This is a genomic window from Brevibacillus laterosporus, from assembly GCF_030489605.1.
Classification (GTDB): domain Bacteria; phylum Bacillota; class Bacilli; order Brevibacillales; family Brevibacillaceae; genus Brevibacillus_B; species Brevibacillus_B laterosporus_E.
On sequence record NZ_JAUKFY010000024.1, the window covers coordinates 48,768 to 68,345 of the forward strand.

Sequence of the window (19,578 nt, forward strand, 5' to 3'; positions counted from 1 at the left end):
ATTTGTAAGCAAAATTGCAAAAGGTCAATGGGGGTGCGTTTTTATGAAGAAGCTCGGATCCGACGCTTGGGGCTAATTGCTTATTTTTTATTATTAATTTTACCGCCATTTTATTGATCCTCTCGACCTACTAAAAAGTTCCTCACTACTAGTGAGGAACTTTTTTTCAGTCTGTGTAAAGCATACGGTTTTCAAGTCAATTACTCAAAGAGCCAATTATGCTTCATGTAAAATAGGTGTTGGTTTTGTTTGAGTATTTGACATATGCTGTTTCAGACGTTCGTTGTACCCATTTACCCAGAGTGCATCAATCATTTCAAATTGTTCTTTTGTAAGTGGAGCTACTTCAGAAGCTAGTGCAAATTCTTTCAACGTTGCATCGCTAGTAATGTTAGGAAGAACGCTTACTACACTTGGCCGATATAAAGAGAACTGGATTGCTAATTGCCCAATGGTTCTATCTTTGCCGTCAAATAAGCCTTTTTGTTTCATTTCCTGTACAACCTCAACGCCAGCTTGCATCCAATCTGTAGGGCGATGACTACGATGATCGCTCTTATCAAAGTGTTTATCAGGGTCATAGCTGCCATCCAATAAACCGGAAGCGTGAGGTACGCGAACGATCAGGGCGCGCTTCTCTTGTTCTGCAATTGGGAATAGATTGCGTGCAGGGTCTTGCTCTACAATGTTGTTGATAATTTGAATGGCAGCATAGCCCGGACGCTTCAAGGCAGCGATTGATTCATCCTCCCAGCCGATGTCAGGTCCCATTGCTGCTCCGTAATGACGGATTTTTCCTTCTTCTTTCAAACGCTCCAATGTTTCATGAATCTCGTCACTTAGTACGGATTCCATACGAGGATTGTGTAGTTGATAGAAGTCAATATAATCAGTGCCCAGTCGTTTTAAGCTTTGCTCACAAGCATAGCGAATATTTTCTTTGGACCAGTTTTGCGGCAATTCAGAATGCCCTTTTCGTTCACCAGGAATATTATAAATGTCATAGCCGAATTTCGTAGCAATGACAACTTTGTCGCGAATATCACCAAGTGCATCTTTTAGGATGGTTTCTCCTAAACCATTTCCGTATACATCGCCTGTATCAAAAAAAGTTACCCCATATTCATCATAAGAAGAGCGAAGCAAGCGTTTTCCCATTTCTACATCAGAAACGCCCCACCATTTAGTTGCTACAGACCATACGCCGAAGCCTACTTCAGAGACTGAAAGATCTGTGCCGGGAAGAGTTCTGTATTTCATAGATAATCTCTCCTTCTTAATAATAAGAATAATAATCAACTATGCCTTATCTTACCATGATTGTTTTACGCTTTGAAAGTTCTTATATACTTACATGTGACTGAATGGTGTCAAGTACTGTCAATCCGACAAAAAGCAGGAAGAAACAAAACAACCTATCCAAGCCAGTGATGTAGGGCAGGGATAGGTTGTAGGGTATGCTTTATTGATTCATGTAGGGCTGGCCCGGCTTTTGCTGAGGTTCTTTTTCAGGCCGCTTCATATTATTAGCTCCGGGCTGCTGTGATCTGGTACCTGGCTGTTGTCCATTCTGATATGGCTCTTCCCTCCTTATAACATCACTTGGGAATTGAGGAATAATACGTCCTGTGATATCTGCCAGTTCTTCCAGAATGCCTGCTACAGATCGGCCATTCGTCATATCAGCTTGTACTTCTACTAACCGTTGACGCAAATCCGCATCAGCAGTTACTAATGCAGTAGCGCCTTGCGGATCTTCCTTGAGGGCCTCGGCTACAGAATATTTAATAACCCCTACTTCGGGCCGATCTAGCTTTTCGTCTACATCGATAGCTACAATGGCGTATTTGCCTAATACAACGGCTGTAGAATTTTTAACGTTTTTTACTTTGTTTGCCAGTTTAACCAAGCGATCTGCTGTAGCTTGCGGAGATTGATCATAGCGAGGGGCAGGCTGTGTTTGTTCTACCCGTTGTGTTTTTGGTTTAGATGGATGACTGCCTTGCTGGGAACCTGCTGCATTTTGAACGCCTTTAGGGGTTCCTGCTCCTTGTGTCTGTGTTTTTTGATTATTGGTTTGACAAGCTGCAAGTACTAAACAACAAGCTAGAGTATAGATAAGTCGTCTCATGTTTTGTCCAATCCTTTCCACGGGAACTTACTTTCGAGTATTATGCCACTAGTGTTTGCTCCCCATTGCTTTTTATACGAACGGACAAGGAGTTCGTCTATCTTTTATTGTTAGTACATAGATATGGACTATCAGATAACTTTTACACGCCATTCCTGTAGGTCAGGTTACCCTAAAAAAAGAAGAGAAAGAAAGGAAATCCAGCAAACAAGATCACAACATGTGCATAAAATATGGAAGATGGGTAAGGGGAGGCGAATCATGATTTGAAAAAAATCTATGTAATTGATACCAACGTACTCCTGCAAGATCCAATGGCGATCTACTCCTTTCACAACAACGATATCGTCATTCCGGCAGTCGTATTAGAAGAGGTGGATTCAAAAAAACGGTATATGGATGAAATTGGTCGTAACTCTCGGCATGTGTCCCGGCTCTTGGACCGATTGCGGCTTAATGGTCATTTGCATCAGGGTATACAGTTGGATACGGGGGCTACTCTACGGGTGGAATTAAATCATTCTACGATGGGGAATATGCAGAAACAGTTTCATGAGATGACGAATGACAATCGAATCCTAGCAGTAGCACTCAATCTGCAAGAGGAAGAACGGACCGCTGGGCAAGGACGCCCTGTTATTTTGGTTAGCAAGGATGCCTTAATGAGGGTCAAAGCAGATGCCTTAGGTTTAACCGCAGAGGACTTTTTATCGGACCGAGTGGTTCGGGAGTATTCAAGCATTTATCTTGGCTATCTAAACCGAACGGTCCCCTCGGATGTCATTAAGTTGTTTTACAACAATCGCTGTCTTAGTCTGGAGACAGTCTTCCCTTATGAAGACTTTTATCCCCATCAATTCCTGATATTAAAGGACGAATGTAATCCATCCATTTCTGCTATTGGTAAAATTGATGGAGAAGCACGATATTATGAGCCTCTTGTCTCCAATGATGATTCCATTTGGGGTGTGAAGGCGCGCAATGCTCAACAAAAAATGGCTTTTGAATTATTATTGCGAGATGACGTTCCTTTAGTAACCATGACAGGGAAAGCAGGAACGGGAAAAACCCTGATTGCACTTGCCGCGGGTTTGCTGCAAATTGAAGATTTGCAAAAGTATAAAAAATTGCTGATTGCAAGACCGATTGTACCGATGGGAAAAGATATTGGGTACCTGCCCGGTGAAAAAGAAGAGAAGCTCCGCCCTTGGATGCAGCCAATCTACGATAATTTGGAGTATTTATTTAACACAAAGAAATCGGGTGACCTGGAAAAAATTTTAGATGGGATGGGAAGCATTCAGGTGGAGGCTCTGACCTATATCAGAGGGAGGTCTATTCCGGGGCAATATATAATTATTGATGAAGCGCAGAATTTGACAAAGCATGAGGTCAAAACCATTTTGACTCGGGTGGGGGAGGGCTCTAAAATTATCTTAATGGGCGATCCAGAGCAAATTGACCACCCCTATTTGGATGAAAGCAATAACGGACTTACCTATGTGGTTGAAATGTTTAAGGATCAAAAGCTAGCGGGTCATATCAAGCTGGAAAAAGGGGAGCGCAGCGTGTTAGCTCAATTGGCTGCGGATATTCTCTAAGGTGTTTGTCAGTGTAAATGAAGGTATAAGATCAGGTTGTCTTAGGTAACATATAGCTGTTGAGGTTGTTGGTAACGAATGTGTGGGATCACTTTTGAAAAATCAGGCGACATTTCTCTAGCCTTTGCTAGTGAAGTGCCTATTTTAATCAGGAGGCGAATGGTCGCACGCAAAAATCGTTATTACCCCAAATGAAATGGCTGATCATTTTTTCTTTAGTAATCGCTTTCTTAAAAGGTGGATGAACGAAAGAAGAGTGACAATTGCCTAAGCATTGAAAAACAACCCGACCAAAGGCCGTCTCTTTTAAAGAGGCGGCTTTTGTAATTCTTGTTCGGTTATGTAATAGAGGGAAAAATGGGCTTACATAACAAAATATTGTGGACATGCCCGTCTTTCCTTGCACATACATATGTATCAAGGAGGGACTTTGCCATGGTGACGTTAGATTCAACCATTTCCTTTTTGATCTATATAACGGCCGTTTCCAGTGCAGCCGCTGGGGTAACAGAGATAGCTAAAAGCGCTATTCCTTTTCTAACGTATGATTATGTACCAGAAAATGATAGCTGTGAGGCACATTGTGAGGCTGGTAAAAAACAACGGCTCAAAAAGCTATTTAATCTCGTATTCTCTGTTGTAGCGGCAGGCTGTATTTTTGCTGAATTAGGTTTAGATCCCGCACAAATCCTTATGGGGGCAGATACAGCCTATGAAGCTGATGCTTGGGGATCCCGTATTTGGACATGGGGAATTGTGGCTGTGTTTGGATCGCCTTTCTTTCATGCCATCTTAAAAATCCTGCAAGGATATCAGCAGACTGTAAGCAGCAAATTACCTCCTAAGCCAAAGCAGAAAATCAGTGGAAAATAGCGGAATCAGATTGTGTAAAAGCTTGCGCACTTTATTATCCCTAAGGTAAGATATCGGTATTGCTTTGATTATACGTAACAACATACGAATGAATGCCAAGGTAGGGGAACATAAAGATGAGAAATTGGAAAATGATTGTGGGAAGCGTTGTACTTGCATCTGTTGCAGCATTGACAGGCTGTCAGCCTACGGGGACCGCATCTGTAGCTCCTACAGAAAACACAACCCTCGCTCCTGCATTTGATCCTGAAAATGCCAAGGAGTTTGGGATTCGCGGAGCGCATGTTGGAGAAGGAATTAAAGAAGTCATGGATGCCATGAAGCCGGAAAAATATGAATTTATGGATATGATTAGCCGAGAATCGTTAACGGTTGAACAGTTAGCAAAAGGCGAAGGAAATATTACTACGGGCATTTTATTTGCAGATCAAGCGCAGGTATTGGTAACGGTCCAAAAAGGAGTAGTAACCAGTATCATGGTCGGTGGCATACCGCAGGAGCAAATTGATAAATTTAAAACCAACAGAGGATTGTCTATGTATGACACGATAGACAAGGTTAAGCAGATATATGGAGATGTAGCTGGGAACAAGGAGCTTACGTATAAAGGAAGTAAATATCAAGTGACATTTAGTATAAATAACGGCAAGGTAATTGGCTATCGCTTCGATACGCTGGCTCAGAATAGCTGATCTTACCAAAAGAAGCATCTCCTACTGGGCGGAGGTGCTTCTTTGTTTTCTTTTGTATATGTTAGAGAATTATTTGAATTTATGCAGAAGGAATACCTGGATGCCAATCCAGTATAACCTTATAACGGCTAGCTAATTGATCTAGCAGCTCCTTGTGATTCGTGTCTACAATGATGGTTTGCTCCTTAGCGGTAAAGGAAACCAGAATATACTGCTCCATTTGTTCATATGCTTCCTGATGATCATGAGTAAGAGGATTGTCTGAAAATCGAAAAAAGCTCACGAGATTAGCATATACATATTGACGGTCATGCAAACTGATAAACCCATAATCGCTCAGCCTCGGGCTTGTCACGCCCTCTGGAAGCAACCACAAGGAGAAACATTCGGTTCCGGCCTGATATCTGGCAGCGATCTGCAATAATCGCTGTTGGTCGTCTTCGGTGGACACGATCATTAATTTTTTATCCCGATCGATTACTTTTACCTGTTCGCCAATCTTATGTACGAATTGTGCATAAAATCCGGGGAGCTTTCCTTTGGGCATTTCTATTTCCACACCATATACAAGAGGTACCATTGTTTTGCCTCCTATCTCTCTGATACTATAATACTGTAGCAATTATTGCCATTGTATGTAAAGACAACGGCTAAGGCAAGGGAAGGAGTTTTTTATGAACATAGAAGTACGTTCTGTTGAATTGGGACCGTTTGAGACAAATGCCTATATGATTAAAAATGTGGAGACTGGGGAGACGATTGTGGTTGACCCAGGTATGAATCCTGGACCCTTATTGCAAGCAATGAAGTCAGAGAAGGTAGTGGCTATTCTACTAACTCATGCTCATTTAGATCATATTGGTGGACTGACAGAGCTTCGAGAACAAACGAAAGCGCCTGTATATATTCATTCAATCGAACAGAGCTGGCTGACTGACCCTGAATTAAATGGTTCACAACGCTTTGGATTCGCACCAATTATCTGTGAGCCTGCTGAATATTTGGTAGAAGAAGGGCAAGAGCTTCAGCTAGCAGGGCTGTCCATTCAGGTGTTACACACACCGGGTCATTCTCCGGGAAGTGCCACTTATGTAATCGGTCAGCATTGTTTTAGCGGAGATGTTTTATTTGCTAACTCAATTGGACGCTCCGATTTAAGAGGTGGAGATTACGATACATTGATTAGCAGCATCCAAGATAAGCTCTTTGAACTGCCTGACCAGACAATTGTCTATCCGGGGCATGGACCACTGACTACAATTGATCGGGAAAAAACATTCAATCCGTATGTTTCCGGTTCACTTGGATAACTGTCTATTTAGAAAAGCAAAAAGCTAGCAAGGATATTTGTTCCTGTGCTAGCTTTTTTACTTGTATGGAAAATGAATTCTTCTACAAGATATTGAATTTCACTTTAATTTGTAGCTTGTGTTCATCCAAAGTGGCTTCTTGAACGTGAATGTTTGGGTTGATTAACGCAGGATAAAAGCTGAGGTTATATTGCTTTGCCATTTCCTCTGCTGTGCTCTCTGGAAGATCATAACCGTCAAACATTAGTTTTTTAATATGAAACCGTAATTCTGTGGGCGAGACCACTTCGTAAGAACCTATAATTTTCAAATTCACCTGATTGTAGTTACCTACTACTTCCAGCTGGTTATGGTCAAACGCAAAGTACGCATGCTGGAAGATCGGATCCTTTGAAAGCAAGAACTTATTAAATTCCTCCTCTGTAATCGTTAGCTTGTGAGTAAACAAGCCTTCGGACTGAATGTGATCCGGAGTAATCAGTTGAGGAAGATCCTGCATCACTCTAGCCAGCACGCCAAAAAAGTCTTGGAACACAGGTAAGCCGCGCGAACGCCAATCCTTAATTAGATTTTCCATTAATGCTTCCACAGAAGAGGAATCAGACAATTTTTGCAGATTCTCTTCCTTCAACAGTTTAATGGCAATCATATCAGCAAGGCGTTTTTCGTATATCTGCCGTAATTCTCTAATCTTTTTAAGCTGACTTTGCTTTTGTAAAGATAAGTCATTGGCGCGGGCTAGCTCTACTTGAAAACTCTCCAGTTTTTTCATGTCACTGGTAAAAATGATTTCCAAAAGCCGTGCGCTTGTCAGCACCTGATTAAAATCGTCTGCACTAAACAGCAGGGTTAACAAATCATTTCGTTTCCCCATGTAATAGGCTCTAGCCACTTTTCCAGCATGTTTGCGTTTGGATGAGATCGTAAGTTCTTGCTTCTTTGCTTCAAGTTCAAGCTCTGCCAAATCCCGATTGAGTTTACTCTCATCCAGCTTTAAAAGCTGAAGATTACGCTCCAACTCCAGTTGGGTTAGATGCTGCTGCAAAATCGTTTTCTCCAAGGGGAGGGCTTCCTCCGCTGTAGCTAAAGACGGAGGAAGAGCCAGCAAGAAACAAAGGAAAAATAGGATTCTTTTAGACATAGGCTTTTGTCAATAATTAAAAGGAGCCTTGTTGTAATTGAGACAGTGTAATAACTTCATCAGACTTAGGAAGTGTAAGTTCCCATTTAGGAGCTACATTGTAGTTAGAAGTCTTTTGTTCAAAAGTAAGCGAGAGACCAATTGTGCCATATTCAGGTTTTTCTTTATCAGAAACCTTTACGTCCCAATCTACTAATTGATATGGAATATTATTGTCTTTATCAACTACTACATAAGTATTTGCTTTTTGGATGTTAAAGTTTGATTTGATCAAATCTTTGTTTTTGTCGATTTCGGCAGAAACTTCTTTCAAGCCTTTTTTCATTTCCTCAAGTTGATTGGAATCTTGTGCTAAGATATCTTTATAAGCAGGTGTTTCAGACATCACTTTAACCACTTCAGGAATCACATTGTCTACTGTTGTTTTTAAGAAAGGAATCAAATTATCATTAGTCAATTTCATGTTGATAATGCGATCAGCTTTTACATCAGCAGGTAGATTAGCAATTTCTTCTTTTTTAGCCTCTACAAAATAATCAGGACCATAGTGTTTAAAGAGGGAATCAACGATTTTAACTGTTGCTTCTTTTTGTTTTTTCATTGCTTCAGGTGAGAAATCAGGTACGCTTGCTGGTTGGCCTTGAGCTTCAGCCATTTGTTTCATTTCTTTATAATCAAGTTCAATATATTTACCTTCTAATTTTTCCATACCAGGAATGAGTCCGATAGCAGGAACCTTAATCCACATTTTATCTTGATTCATAATCATTGGTACTGAGAAAGTGGTGTTAACACCTTGCATATTTATTTTTGCATCAAGGATAAGTTCTGTTTGGAAAGGCTCTACAGATTGGTTTCCATGGTAGGAAAGCTCAGAATTTTTTAATACATCTAGAACCATTTTCGCCTGTGGATCTTTTTGTAGCTGCTCTTCTGTTGCATCTACTTTGAATTTCAAGGAACCACTAAAGCTGTAAGAGTTCAAAGAAAGTTGTTTCTTGTAAGCTTCTTGTGCTACATCTTTTCCTGACTGCTGTTTAGCCCCACAGCCAACGAGAAGAAGGGCAAACATAGCAAAGATGGCAAGAAAGATTGGTAGCTTGGACTTAAACGTTTTCATCATAAACCTCCTAAATTTTTGCATAATACCTATACCATTATAGACGTTCTTTCCTCGTTTGTGTGTAAAAAAAATGTTGCCACATTTTTAACGAATTTATTTGTCGTTTAAGGAGATGTAAATGCATGACATCAGAACTAAGAAGATATCTATGCAAAGAAATGAAAAATCAGAAGAATAAAATGATTCGATTTGTTGAATTCATGGCAATTTGTTTATATCATCAAGATCTTGGCTACTACATGAAACAGAGAAATAAGGTGGGAAAAAAGGGGGACTTTTATACTAGTTCTCAAGTGAGTAACATCTTTGGTGAGACATTATCTGATTCGATTCTCCTGTTTTTTAAGGATAATGAAATGATCAACCCTGTGTTGATGGAGGTAGGGGGCGGAACAGGGGGCCTGATGGAGCAGGTTTTGACCAGAATCAGAGAGGTAGATGCCGAATTGTATGCGAGACTGCGAGTAATTATGGTAGAAATAAGTCCGTATCATGCTCATCTACAAAAAGAAAGGTTACAGGATTTTTCACTTCCAAAAATCTGGTACAAAACAGTAGAGGAAGCGGCCAGAAATGAGCGATTTCAGGGTGTCATTTTCTCTAATGAATATTTTGATGCCTTTCCTGTCCATTTATTGGAAAGGGTCTGCGGGAAATGGCATGAGATCGGCATTGGCTTCGATCAAAAACTTGGAACAAACACCCAGCAAGCTAGCTTAACCACATCAGATAGGAAGCAACTAACAGATTCAGATGAGGCTCAAGCTGTTGTTTTTCAAGAAGGATATATGTCTGAAATATCTCCGGAAATAATGGCTATCATCAATAAACTTCCAAAAGGGTTGCCAGATGGAATGCGCATAGAGGTACAGGCGGGAGTAAAAGAGGTGATGATCGCCTTGAGCAGCATGCTAGAACGCGGACGAGTAATTAGTATTGACTATGGGGATTTAACAGAGGATTTGTATCATCCTAGTCGGAAAAATGGAACTCTTGCTTGCTATTATCAACATCAGATGAACGAAGATTATTTAGAGCGGTTAGGAGAACAGGATATAACCGCACATGTTAATTTTAGCAGATTGATCGAATATGGAGCTGAGGCAGGGCTTCTGACTAAATCGTTTACACGCCAAGATCAGTTTTTGCTTGCAAATGGTATTTTAGACAAGGCTCAGGCACATCAGGACGCTGATCCGTTTACAAGTGTAGCAATGAAGCGTAATCGAGCCATCCAGCAGTTAATTTTACCCAGTGGAATGGGTGGATTATTCCGAGTGCTGATACAAGAGAAGCTGATGGATAGGGAAAGAAAATAAATGCAGGTAATGACTAAAACAAAAGAGCGAATGCCTAGACGGAGTTCGCTCTTTGTCGTGTTTAACATAACTAATTTTACATTAATAAGTGCAGGAATGAATGTTCTCCTCCTGCTGATGCTGGTGGCATTCCGTAGAACGTGTAATACGTAAAGCCTACAAATGAAACAAACATAAAACAGAAGAAAAGATTCAAATAGGTTCTTTCTGTGAGACGCATATAACCAAGGGCCAGGAAAATGGCAGTCAATCCGAAGAACAACAATGACATTGGGAACAATTTACCCCAGAAGGCCATAATAGCAATCATTAGTGTCCAGAAGCTAAGTACGCGAAACATACGATCCATATGTATCCCCCCTTTGGCAGAACTTTTTGAAAAGATTGTCGTTTTCATTATATAGGACATGTCAAGCAGTGTAAACGGTTGAGGTTTGACAGAATTATGTCAGGTGTTCTTGCAGATTAGCGATTACATAATTACATGACTCGCATCCGCCAATCATTGATGTTTCAGGTATCAGCTCAATATTGCCAAAGTAGGCTTGGAAAATCCCCTCCAGCATAGCGTGATGCATTTTGCAGATGTTTGCCGGATGTTTTTTTGCAATTTCTGAAAAGGTACAGTTGAATACGCGAAAACGCACGTGATGATCATCAGTTACCTCAAATTGAGGACGCAAACCCTGTGCCAAAGCAATTCGGTAAATACAATCCAATTTGTCTTCTAGTGTACGTGAAGGAGTCAGTTTGTTTTTGTCCTGCGCGCGTTTAGCCGCTTCTAGACCCAAGCGTTTTCCCATCGTAACTAAAGCTTCCTGTCCTGCTACTCCCAAGGAAAGGAGCGATTCAATGGCAATGTCTGCCAAAAGCTGATAGTCCCTTGGAGGAAATTGCAGGCTAACAACCTCATCCGAAATAGAGTAAAGTCGACTGGGTCTTCCGCCCTTTCCGCTTTTGTCCAGTTGAGATTGGAGTAATTGAACGTCTTCCAATTTAGTCAAATGCAGACGGGCTACGTTAGGGTGAATGGAAAACTGTTCCGCCACTTCATGAACTGTTACAGGTTTGCTTGCATCGGTTACATATTGATAGATAGAAAAACGTGTGGGGTCTGCGAGGGCGCTGGTTAATTTTTGCGCCTTTTCCATTAAAAATCCCCCCTTTCAAAAACATTCGTCTTATAGTGTAGCCCATTTCTAGTGAATTGTTAAGCTTCTGTTATATATCTTTGATTTGTAAATAATTTTTATTAAGATTTTATATTAAATACTATTGACATAGTGTTTAATGAAGGACTAGAATCTACTATAGAAAGTAAAGTGACTTTATCAATACATGTAAATTATCTTTAGACCTTTATTATATGGAGGAATGCAATATGGCAACAGCTATGAAAGATGCAAATCTCGGTACGTTGACATTTTTTACATATCCGAGCTGCACATCCTGTCGTAAAGCAAAAGCGTGGTTGGCTGAAAACGGAGTGAATTACGAAGAACGTCACCTGTTCAAAAACCCACCAAGCGTGCGCGAGCTTATGGAAATAGCTAAGATGACGTCAAGCGGTCTGGATGAATTGTTATCTACTCGCAGTCAGAAGTTCAAAGATTTAGACATGGATATTAACGATATGACCGTATCAGAACTATTAGAAATGCTGAGTGAAGATCCTGCATTATTGAAACGTCCTATTTTAACAGATGGCGAGCATCTAATTGTTGGCTACAATCAATCAGCTATGAAAGAATTTTTTCTATAAAAGGAATTGAGTAACTAATTGGATTTACCGCTATTTTATCATTTATCAAAAGAATGTCCACATTGTAACAGGCCTTGAACTGCTTTCCAGCACATTTGCAAGCAAGCCTTTACGAGTGGACATTTTTTTGTTGTATATGAAAATAAATTTCCTGGACCCTGCTTCTCATGCTTGCTATCGGGCAACAACATGTGAATTTGTTAAAAAAATCATTGATTCTACCTAAATATAGAGGGGAAACGGGTTTTCGCGACAAGCTTGTCCATACTACAATGGAAGCAGTTGCGAAGGGAGTGTTTGTCATGTACCAAAACATCTTAGTGCATAAGCAGAATGGTATCGCTGAAATTATCTGCAATCGCCCGCATGTACGTAATGCTTTAAGCCTGGAGATGATGGAGGAATTGCAGGATGCTCTTACGATTTGTGAAACAGATGATACTATAAAAGTGATTCTGTTTACTGGAGAAGGCAGTGCATTCGTATCTGGCGGTGATTTACATCAATTTGGAGCTGTTAAGGGAGCAGATTCCCTGCCTTTATTACAGAAAGCGGAACAATTATTGACCAGAATAGATTTATTTCGAAAACCAACCATTGCGATGGTAAATGGTCCAGCTATCGGTGGCGGAGCTGAATTTGCCTGCGCTTGTCACTTTCGCTTCATGAGTGAGCTGGCTGTTTTTCGCTTTGTGCAAATTACGATGCATATTACTACGGGCTTTGGCGGTGGTAGTCGTCTTTTTGCGAAAATGCCAGAATCTATCGCGTTGCGTTTGCTGCTAACAGGAGAGAAGCTGGGGCCTGAGGAGGCTTTGCAAATAGGGTTAGTGGAAGGCGTATATCAGGCGGACAAACTAAGAGAGAAGACAATGGAATTCGCTGCGGCGATTGCTAAGCAGCCCTTGAAGAGTATTTCAGCTTATATGAACATGCTAACTTGGAAGAAGAAAGGCGTGTCATTACAAGAATCGATTCAAATGGAGCTTGAACAATGCTCCGCGTTATGGGGCAACGAAGAACATCTTCAGTATATAAGTTCATTCTTTCGTAAGGGCGAATAGCTAGGTTAAGTAGATTTACTCCCGTTTAAAGAACGGTCAGCTTGGGGATACTTTTTTCTAGTAATTGTTATTCTACAAGAGTAGGGAAAAGCATAGAATGAACTACATCGTTCTTATCAGTAAACGGGAGGGACTTTATATATGGTAGCTTCAAGACAAGATGCTTGGACGGAAGATGATGATCTGGTACTCGCAGAGGTAACGCTTCGCCATATACGCGAGGGCGGCACTCAGTTGGCAGCTTTTGAAGAGGTAGGTCAGCGGCTAGGGCGGACCTCCGCCGCCTGCGGGTTTCGTTGGAATAGCACTGTGCGCAAGCAGTATGATGCTGCGATCTCTATTGCGAAGGCACAGCGTCAGCAAATGAAAAAGCTGGGACGAATCCAGCCTGACATTCGTTTGGATAACAAGATTTCAAGTGAACCCATAGAAAATAGTGCTCCTGAGTCACGTGAAAAGCAAAAAAGTGAGCCGGTGACGGATTCAATTATTTCTCAGCAGTTGCATCTACATGAAAGCACTGCTCAAGCTCACGAAAGCAAGCCGTCTGTGGCTATGCCTATACCTACATTCACGCATGCTATAGAAACGTCCAGAGTAATAAGTGAGGAACAGCAGGTGGAATCAGCTATTAGGCTGTTGCAGGGGTATAAAGATGTTGTTCGGAGGTTTAAGCAATTAGAACGAGAATTAGAACAGCGTGAGCGAGAAATAAAGGATTTAAAAGAGCAAAATGTGCAGCTCAGAAAAAATTTAGAGGACCATATCGGGGTAAACAACGATTATAAAGCGTTGCTGCAAATTATGGATCGTGCAAGACGCTTGGCCTTTTTAAAAGAAGAGGAAACCTCTAAGCCAGTCTTTAAAATGGATTCAAACGGCAATCTAGAACGGATTGAATAATCGCGAAAAGTAAGCAGATGAGCGGTCCTTACGTGGGATCGCTCTTTTCATACATACAAAAAAAGCTGACACCGGAATGCGTCAGCTTGCCTACAAGTAATTTACTTCATAAAAAAGTTAATCTTGCAAACCTACCGTAGTAGGTAACCAGACGTAGGGATTCTCTCCTCTATCTCGAACTGGATTATATTTCACAGGGAAGAACCCCATTTTCGTCCAAAATTGATCTGCTCTACAGCGGGAATTTGTTTTAATCGGCAAACAAAAGCTCTTGGCATGGTTAACCAATGCAGTTCCATAATCATGATTGCGATATTCAGGTAATACCTCTAGCTTCCATAGTTCATAATAATCTTGTTTTGGTTGAAAATAACGATCGTACTTGGCATCAATTTTGTATAGACTCATCCGGGCAACTAAACGATCTTCATGATAAATCCCGTAGAAGGGAGATTCAGAGTCGTTTTCGATAATATTGGCTTGCAAATCTTCTTTCATGGACAGCTCTTCAAGTCCAAACTCACGGAATTTTTGGAACTCTTCCAATGTTTTGTAATTAATGTGCAAGCGTACTACTTCATACATTGATATGGCCCCCTTTCAAAAATTACGTCTGCTTTTTTATTATACACTTGATTACCCAGAAATGCTCAATTTGAATACTGATAAGTGTGCTTTAGCGAAATGTTTGGTTTTATGAAAAAATTTTAGCTGACATCTAGAACAATTGACAAATTAGTGGCAATATAAAGAAGAGACTAATTTCTTGGTGAAAAGGAGGGTGAGGTCGTGAAAAAAATTTGTATTGCCAATCGGGGGGAAATTGCAAGACGAATCATTCGGACCCTGAAACAGATGGGGATAGCTACCGTAGCTGTATATTCAGATGCTGATCAAGATGCTTTATTCGTCAAAGAAGCGGATGAAGCGATTCGGATTGGACCACCGCCAGTACCACAGAGCTATTTGAATATGGAGGCTGTCATAAAAGCCGCCAAGGAAGCAGGTGCGGATGCTATCCACCCTGGCTATGGACTACTCTCTGAAAATAGTGAGTTTGCAAAGCGATGTGAACAGGAGGGCATGCTCTTTATTGGACCGTCTCCGTTTGTTATCGAGCAAATGGGAGATAAGATAAACGCTAGACAGCTCATGCGCAGGGCAGGGGTGCCTGTTGTTCCGGGGATTGAAGATCATCTGGAAACCGCAGAGGATGCAGTGCGATTGGCGGCATCCATTGGATATCCGCTTATGCTCAAAGCAAGCGCTGGAGGCGGAGGCATAGGCATGCAGGTGTGCCGCAGCGATGATGAAATGCGTCAGGCATTCCTTTCTGCTAAAGGAAGAGCAAAAGCTTATTTTGGAAATGATACGATGTTTTTGGAACGTTACATCGAACAACCGCATCACATTGAAGTACAAATCCTGGCTGATCAACAGGGAACAACACTGCATTTGCTGGAGCGCGAATGCTCTATTCAACGACGGCATCAGAAGGTTGTGGAAGAAAGCCCGTCCCCGTTTTTAGATGAAAAAACGCGGGCTAGCGTGTGTGATATGGCCATAACGGCAGCCAAGGCGGTTGGATATACTGGTGCAGGGACTGTTGAATTTATTATGGATGGGGAGCGCAATTTTTACTTTCTAGAAATGAACACTCGTTTGCAAGTGGAGCATCCCGTGACAGAAGAAATGATCGGGATTGACTTAGTTGAATGGCAAATCCGCATTGCACGGGGTGAAGCGTTATCCTTTACTCAGGAAGAGGTCAAAGCAAAACGACATGCCATAGAATTGCGGATCTATGCTGAAGATCCTGTTACCTTTTTTCCATCACCAGGTACGATAACGGCTTATGACGTACCGCGGCTAGAAAGCGTTCGCATTGATGATGCAGTGCAGGCTGGCACGATCGTGACGCCGTTTTATGATCCGATGATCGCGAAGCTGATTGTCTCAGGTGAGACACGGGAACAAGCGGTTTTATTAGCGCAGCAGGCGGTTGAGAGCTATAAAATTGAAGGCGTAAAGAGCAATCTGCCTTTTTTGCAAGAGGTTTTAGCACAACCAGCTTTCCAAAAGGGGTGCTACGATACCCAATTTATCCAACAAATGAGAGAACCTAAAGGAGTGTAACTACGATGAAACAAGTAACTGCAAGTATGGCGGGGACCGTTATTCAATTATTGGCCCAAGCAGGAGCAGAGGTAAGTGCGGGAGCAGATGTTGTTATGCTCGAATCCATGAAAATGGAAGTGCCTATTCAAACGGAGTCTGCTGGGAAAGTAGCATCGGTTAAGGTCAATATAGGAGACTTTGTTAATGAGGGAGACGTTCTTTTGGAGCTAGAATAATTTTTTTGCAAACAAACTGAGCGATCGTTCGGTTGGGGAGTTGAGTTCATATGCAGATTACGGTGTATGAAGTAGGACCGAGAGATGGGTTGCAAAATGAAGAAGCGCTCATCAGTACTGCACATAAAATCGAGCTGATTACAAAGCTGACTCAAGCGGGAATTCGCCATATCGAAGCTACCTCGCTTGTGCATCCAAAATGGATTCCGCAATTGTCAGATGCCACCGAGGTGCTTGCTGGTGTCCCCCGATTCGATGATGTTCACTATAGTGTGCTGACTCCCAATCTCAAGGGGCTACAGCGAATCACTGGGAATCAGGTGGATGAGGTAGCAATCTTCATGTCCGCAAGCGAAGCCCACAATCTCAAGAATATTAATAAAACACGAGACGATACCTATCCTGTCTTAGCCGAGGTGGCGCAAGAGGCACAGCGAATGGGACTGCGCGTCCGCGGCTATATTTCAACAGTGTTTGGATGTCCTTATGACGGAGAGGTTTCTTTGACAGAAAGTATGCGAGTCGTGGAAAGGCTTCTGGCCATGGGAGTGTATCAGCTGTCCATCGGAGACACGATTGGTGTTGCCACACCGCGTCAGGTGCACGAGGTATTTGCAGCTTTTGAAAAAGAGTGGGGGGCTACTTGGTTTGCCGGTCACTTTCACGATACACGGGGAACGGGTCTGGCTAATGTAGTAGCGGCCCTACACCATGGAATTCGTACGTTTGATAGCTCAATAGGTGGCTTGGGGGGATGTCCTTATGCTCCCGGAGCCGCGGGCAACATTTCCACAGAAGATGTCGTGTACTTATTGCATGGAATGGGTTATGAGACTGGGATTCAATTAGATAAGCTGGTAGAAGCTGGTCAATTTATTCAAAGAATATTAGGCAGAGAATTACCATCCAAAGTCTTAAAGACGGCAGCAGGATGATGAGGAGGGGCGTATGACGATTCAGCTTGAAAAACAAGGTCAGGTGGGTATCCTTACCATTCAACGTCCAGAGGTGTACAATTGCTTAAATCTAGTGACATTAGAACGATTGCAGCGTTTGCTGCTGGAAGTATCGACGGATACGGATATACGTGTTGTAGTCATCACGGGTGCTGGGGATAAAGCATTCTGCTCAGGAGCTGATCTGAAAGAGCGCAAAATCATGCAGCAATCCCAGGTTCAGCAGTATATTCGTACGATTCGTGACGTATTTACCCAAGTTGAACGTTTATCCGTACCTGTAATTGCGGCCATTAACGGAATTGCGTTTGGAGGCGGATTAGAGCTTGCTCTTGCTTGCGATCTGCGGGTTATGAGCGAGACAGCGCAAACAGGTTTAACGGAAACCTCACTGGGCATTATTCCAGGAGCTGGTGGGACACAGAGACTACCAAGGCTGATTGGTAAAGGGAAAGCGAAGGAATTGATTTTGACAGCACGACGCATCGGGGCCAAAGAAGCATTGGAAATTGGCTTGGTGAATCAAATCGTTCCAGCAAATCAGGTACTGGATGCTTCCCTTTCTCTAGCTCAACAAATTGCGTCAAACGCGCCTCTCGCCCTTGCTCAGGCTAAATGGGCGATTGATTATGGCATGGAGGTGGATGTGGCCACAGGATTGGCGATAGAGAGCAATGCTTACCAAATCCTAGTGCCAACGAAAGACCGCCTTGAAGGACTTGCAGCTTTTGCAGAAAAACGAAAACCCGTATATCAAGGGGAATAAGGAGGGGAAAAAATGAGCCAATCAATCGAAGAGCTATTACGGCAACGGATAGAGCAAATAAAACAAGGCGGGGATCAAAAATATCATGACAAGCAAAAGGAACAAGGTAAGCTGTTTGTGCGTGATCGTCTGAATTTATTGTTTGATGAAGGGGAATATACGCTAGAGGATGGCTTATTTGCGAACTATAAGGCAGGCAATCTACCAGCCGATGGAGTGGTTACCGCCATTGGCAAAGTAAACGGACAAACGGTATGCGTTATGGCAAACGATTCCACAGTGAAAGCGGGATCATGGGGCTTTAGAACAGTAGAAAAGATTATTCGGATTCAAGAGACAGCAGAAAAGCTATGTGTGCCATTGCTATATCTGGTGGATTCCGCAGGAGCACGAATTACAGACCAACTGGAAATGTTCCCAGGTCGTCGCGGAGCAGGGCGAATTTTTTATAATCAGGTAAAATTATCTGGAAAAATCCCGCAAGTATGCATTTTATTTGGTCCCTCTGCCGCAGGCGGGGCCTATATCCCAGCCTTTTGTGATATCGTGATTATGGTGGAAAACAATGCAAGTATGTACTTAGGGTCTCCGCGGATGGCAGAGATGGTTATTGGTCAAAAAGTATCGCTGGAAGAATTAGGCGGGGCTCGCATGCATTGTAGCGTTAGTGGCTGTGGTGATGTTCTGGCTGCTACCGAACAAGAAGCCATTGCATCAGCTCGCCGTTACCTGAGCTTTTTCCCGTCACATTATCAAGAGCGACCGCCGGAGGTAAAAGCAAAATCCCCAGTGGAAACAGCAAAGGATATCAATTCACTCATACCGGAAAATCAGAATGCACCCTTTAACATGTATGATTTAATTGATGCCTTGGTAGATGACGGATCGTTTTTTGAAATAAAGAAGCTATTTGCTCAAGAGCTGATCACCGGTTTAGCTCATCTTAACGGCAAACCAGTAGGCATTATTGCCAATCAACCGCGTGTCAAAGGTGGCGTTTTATTTGTCGATTCAGCAGATAAAGCCGCTCGCTTTGTAACCTTGTGCGATGCATTCCATATACCGATTCTGTTCCTTGCAGATGTGCCAGGGTTTATGATCGGAACAGCGGTCGAGCGGGCTGGCATTATTCGTCATGGAGCTAAAATGATTTCGGCAATGGCAGAAGCTACTGTGCCTAAAATATCCGTAATTGTAAGAAAAGCATACGGGGCCGGTCTATATGCAATGGCTAGCTCCGCATTTGAACCGGATGCGACTCTTGCATTACCTCATGCCCAAATTGCGGTGATGGGGCCAGAGGCGGCTGTGAATGCCGTATATAGCAACAAGATTCAAGCAATTGATGATCCACAGGAACGGCAGGCGTTTATTATGGAAAAACGGCGGGAATATCAAGAAGATATTGACATTTACTTGCTTGCTTCAGAGTTGATTGTGGATGCGATAATTGAGCCATCTCAGCTAAGAAATGAGTTAATCTGGCGTTTTGATGCTTACCAAAGTAAACAGCAAACCTTTTCCAATCGTAAACATCCGGTTTATCCAGTGTAAAAAAAGGGACTCCGTGGTAAGGAGTCCCT

Annotated in this window: 21 protein-coding genes; 13 read left to right on the forward strand and 8 right to left on the reverse strand. The window is 42.3% G+C overall.

Annotated features, from left to right (window positions below; translation table 11 throughout):
• Positions 1–216: 216 nt before the first annotated feature.
• Positions 217–1,260, reverse strand: a complete 1,044-nt coding sequence (locus QZ995_RS19930; RefSeq protein ID WP_301810399.1) for an aldo/keto reductase — start codon at positions 1,258–1,260, stop codon at positions 217–219.
• Between the two features lie 202 nt (positions 1,261–1,462).
• Positions 1,463–2,131 (reverse strand): YhcN/YlaJ family sporulation lipoprotein, encoded by a 669-nt coding sequence (locus QZ995_RS19935; protein ID WP_301810402.1) that lies wholly within the window; start codon positions 2,129–2,131, stop codon positions 1,463–1,465.
• 266 nt (positions 2,132–2,397) lie between these two features.
• Here QZ995_RS19935 and QZ995_RS19940 point away from each other — a divergent pair, with 266 nt between their 5' ends.
• The 3 genes from QZ995_RS19940 to QZ995_RS19950 all read left to right on the forward strand — a co-directional run bounded on the left by QZ995_RS19940 (position 2,398) and on the right by QZ995_RS19950 (position 5,297).
• The gene (locus tag QZ995_RS19940) at positions 2,398–3,732 is read left to right on the forward strand and encodes a PhoH family protein (protein WP_301810404.1); all 1,335 of its coding nucleotides are present in this window, start codon (positions 2,398–2,400) and stop codon (positions 3,730–3,732) included.
• Positions 3,733–4,167: 435 nt separating this feature from the next.
• Positions 4,168–4,605 carry a hypothetical protein gene (locus QZ995_RS19945; RefSeq protein ID WP_301810407.1) on the forward strand — a complete coding sequence of 146 codons (438 nt, stop codon included), beginning with the start codon at positions 4,168–4,170 and terminating at the stop codon, positions 4,603–4,605.
• Positions 4,606–4,721: 116 nt separating this feature from the next.
• Complete coding sequence (locus tag QZ995_RS19950; protein WP_301810409.1) at positions 4,722–5,297, forward strand: hypothetical protein; 576 nt, start codon at positions 4,722–4,724, stop codon at positions 5,295–5,297.
• Positions 5,298–5,376: 79 nt separating this feature from the next.
• Here QZ995_RS19950 and QZ995_RS19955 read toward each other — a convergent pair whose 3' ends face one another.
• Complete coding sequence (locus QZ995_RS19955; RefSeq protein WP_301810411.1) at positions 5,377–5,877, reverse strand: hypothetical protein; 501 nt, start codon at positions 5,875–5,877, stop codon at positions 5,377–5,379.
• Between the two features lie 94 nt (positions 5,878–5,971).
• On the opposite strand from QZ995_RS19955, the gene QZ995_RS19960 reads away from it, so the two are divergent.
• Positions 5,972–6,607 (forward strand): MBL fold metallo-hydrolase, encoded by a 636-nt coding sequence (locus tag QZ995_RS19960; RefSeq protein WP_301810414.1) that lies wholly within the window; start codon positions 5,972–5,974, stop codon positions 6,605–6,607.
• An 82-nt stretch (positions 6,608–6,689) separates the two neighbouring features.
• Here QZ995_RS19960 and QZ995_RS19965 read toward each other — a convergent pair whose 3' ends face one another.
• Entirely contained in the window at positions 6,690–7,667 is a 978-nt protein-coding gene (locus tag QZ995_RS19965; protein WP_301810416.1) for a hypothetical protein, read from the reverse strand.
• A gap of 97 nt (positions 7,668–7,764) precedes the next feature.
• Positions 7,765–8,868, reverse strand: coding sequence for a hypothetical protein (locus QZ995_RS19970; RefSeq protein WP_301810421.1), 1,104 nt, complete (start codon positions 8,866–8,868; stop codon positions 7,765–7,767).
• Between the two features lie 125 nt (positions 8,869–8,993).
• Here QZ995_RS19970 and QZ995_RS19975 point away from each other — a divergent pair, with 125 nt between their 5' ends.
• Complete coding sequence (locus QZ995_RS19975) at positions 8,994–10,190, forward strand: class I SAM-dependent methyltransferase (RefSeq protein WP_301810424.1); 1,197 nt, start codon at positions 8,994–8,996, stop codon at positions 10,188–10,190.
• A gap of 76 nt (positions 10,191–10,266) precedes the next feature.
• Here QZ995_RS19975 and QZ995_RS19980 read toward each other — a convergent pair whose 3' ends face one another.
• Positions 10,267–10,539 carry a DUF2626 family protein gene (locus QZ995_RS19980; RefSeq protein ID WP_064018241.1) on the reverse strand — a complete coding sequence of 91 codons (273 nt, stop codon included), beginning with the start codon at positions 10,537–10,539 and terminating at the stop codon, positions 10,267–10,269.
• Between the two features lie 94 nt (positions 10,540–10,633).
• Entirely contained in the window at positions 10,634–11,341 is a 708-nt protein-coding gene (locus tag QZ995_RS19985; RefSeq protein ID WP_301810428.1) for a helix-turn-helix transcriptional regulator, read from the reverse strand.
• A 230-nt stretch (positions 11,342–11,571) separates the two neighbouring features.
• On the opposite strand from QZ995_RS19985, the gene QZ995_RS19990 reads away from it, so the two are divergent.
• The 3 genes from QZ995_RS19990 (at position 11,572) to QZ995_RS20000 (ending at position 13,919) form a co-directional block, all read left to right on the forward strand.
• Positions 11,572–11,952 (forward strand): Spx/MgsR family RNA polymerase-binding regulatory protein, encoded by a 381-nt coding sequence (locus QZ995_RS19990; RefSeq protein WP_301810431.1) that lies wholly within the window; start codon positions 11,572–11,574, stop codon positions 11,950–11,952.
• Between the two features lie 302 nt (positions 11,953–12,254).
• Complete coding sequence (locus tag QZ995_RS19995) at positions 12,255–13,016, forward strand: enoyl-CoA hydratase/isomerase family protein (protein ID WP_301810433.1); 762 nt, start codon at positions 12,255–12,257, stop codon at positions 13,014–13,016.
• 141 nt (positions 13,017–13,157) lie between these two features.
• Complete coding sequence (locus tag QZ995_RS20000; protein WP_301810436.1) at positions 13,158–13,919, forward strand: RsfA family transcriptional regulator; 762 nt, start codon at positions 13,158–13,160, stop codon at positions 13,917–13,919.
• Positions 13,920–14,036: 117 nt separating this feature from the next.
• On the opposite strand, the gene QZ995_RS20005 is transcribed toward QZ995_RS20000, so the two are convergent.
• Entirely contained in the window at positions 14,037–14,504 is a 468-nt protein-coding gene (locus tag QZ995_RS20005) for an N-acetyltransferase (RefSeq protein WP_064018243.1), read from the reverse strand.
• Between the two features lie 204 nt (positions 14,505–14,708).
• Here QZ995_RS20005 and QZ995_RS20010 point away from each other — a divergent pair, with 204 nt between their 5' ends.
• The 5 genes from QZ995_RS20010 to QZ995_RS20030 are packed head-to-tail and all read left to right on the forward strand — an operon-like array spanning position 14,709 to position 19,549.
• A complete protein-coding gene (locus QZ995_RS20010; protein WP_301810438.1) occupies positions 14,709–16,055 on the forward strand; it encodes an acetyl-CoA carboxylase biotin carboxylase subunit in 1,347 nt (448 codons plus the stop codon).
• A gap of 5 nt (positions 16,056–16,060) precedes the next feature.
• Entirely contained in the window at positions 16,061–16,273 is a 213-nt protein-coding gene (locus tag QZ995_RS20015) for an acetyl-CoA carboxylase biotin carboxyl carrier protein subunit (protein ID WP_031413444.1), read from the forward strand.
• 50 nt (positions 16,274–16,323) lie between these two features.
• Positions 16,324–17,208 carry a hydroxymethylglutaryl-CoA lyase gene (locus QZ995_RS20020; RefSeq protein ID WP_301810442.1) on the forward strand — a complete coding sequence of 295 codons (885 nt, stop codon included), beginning with the start codon at positions 16,324–16,326 and terminating at the stop codon, positions 17,206–17,208.
• Between the two features lie 13 nt (positions 17,209–17,221).
• Positions 17,222–17,995, forward strand: a complete 774-nt coding sequence (locus QZ995_RS20025) for an enoyl-CoA hydratase-related protein (protein ID WP_301810444.1) — start codon at positions 17,222–17,224, stop codon at positions 17,993–17,995.
• A 12-nt stretch (positions 17,996–18,007) separates the two neighbouring features.
• A complete protein-coding gene (locus QZ995_RS20030; RefSeq protein ID WP_301810447.1) occupies positions 18,008–19,549 on the forward strand; it encodes an acyl-CoA carboxylase subunit beta in 1,542 nt (513 codons plus the stop codon).
• Positions 19,550–19,578 lie beyond the last annotated feature (29 nt).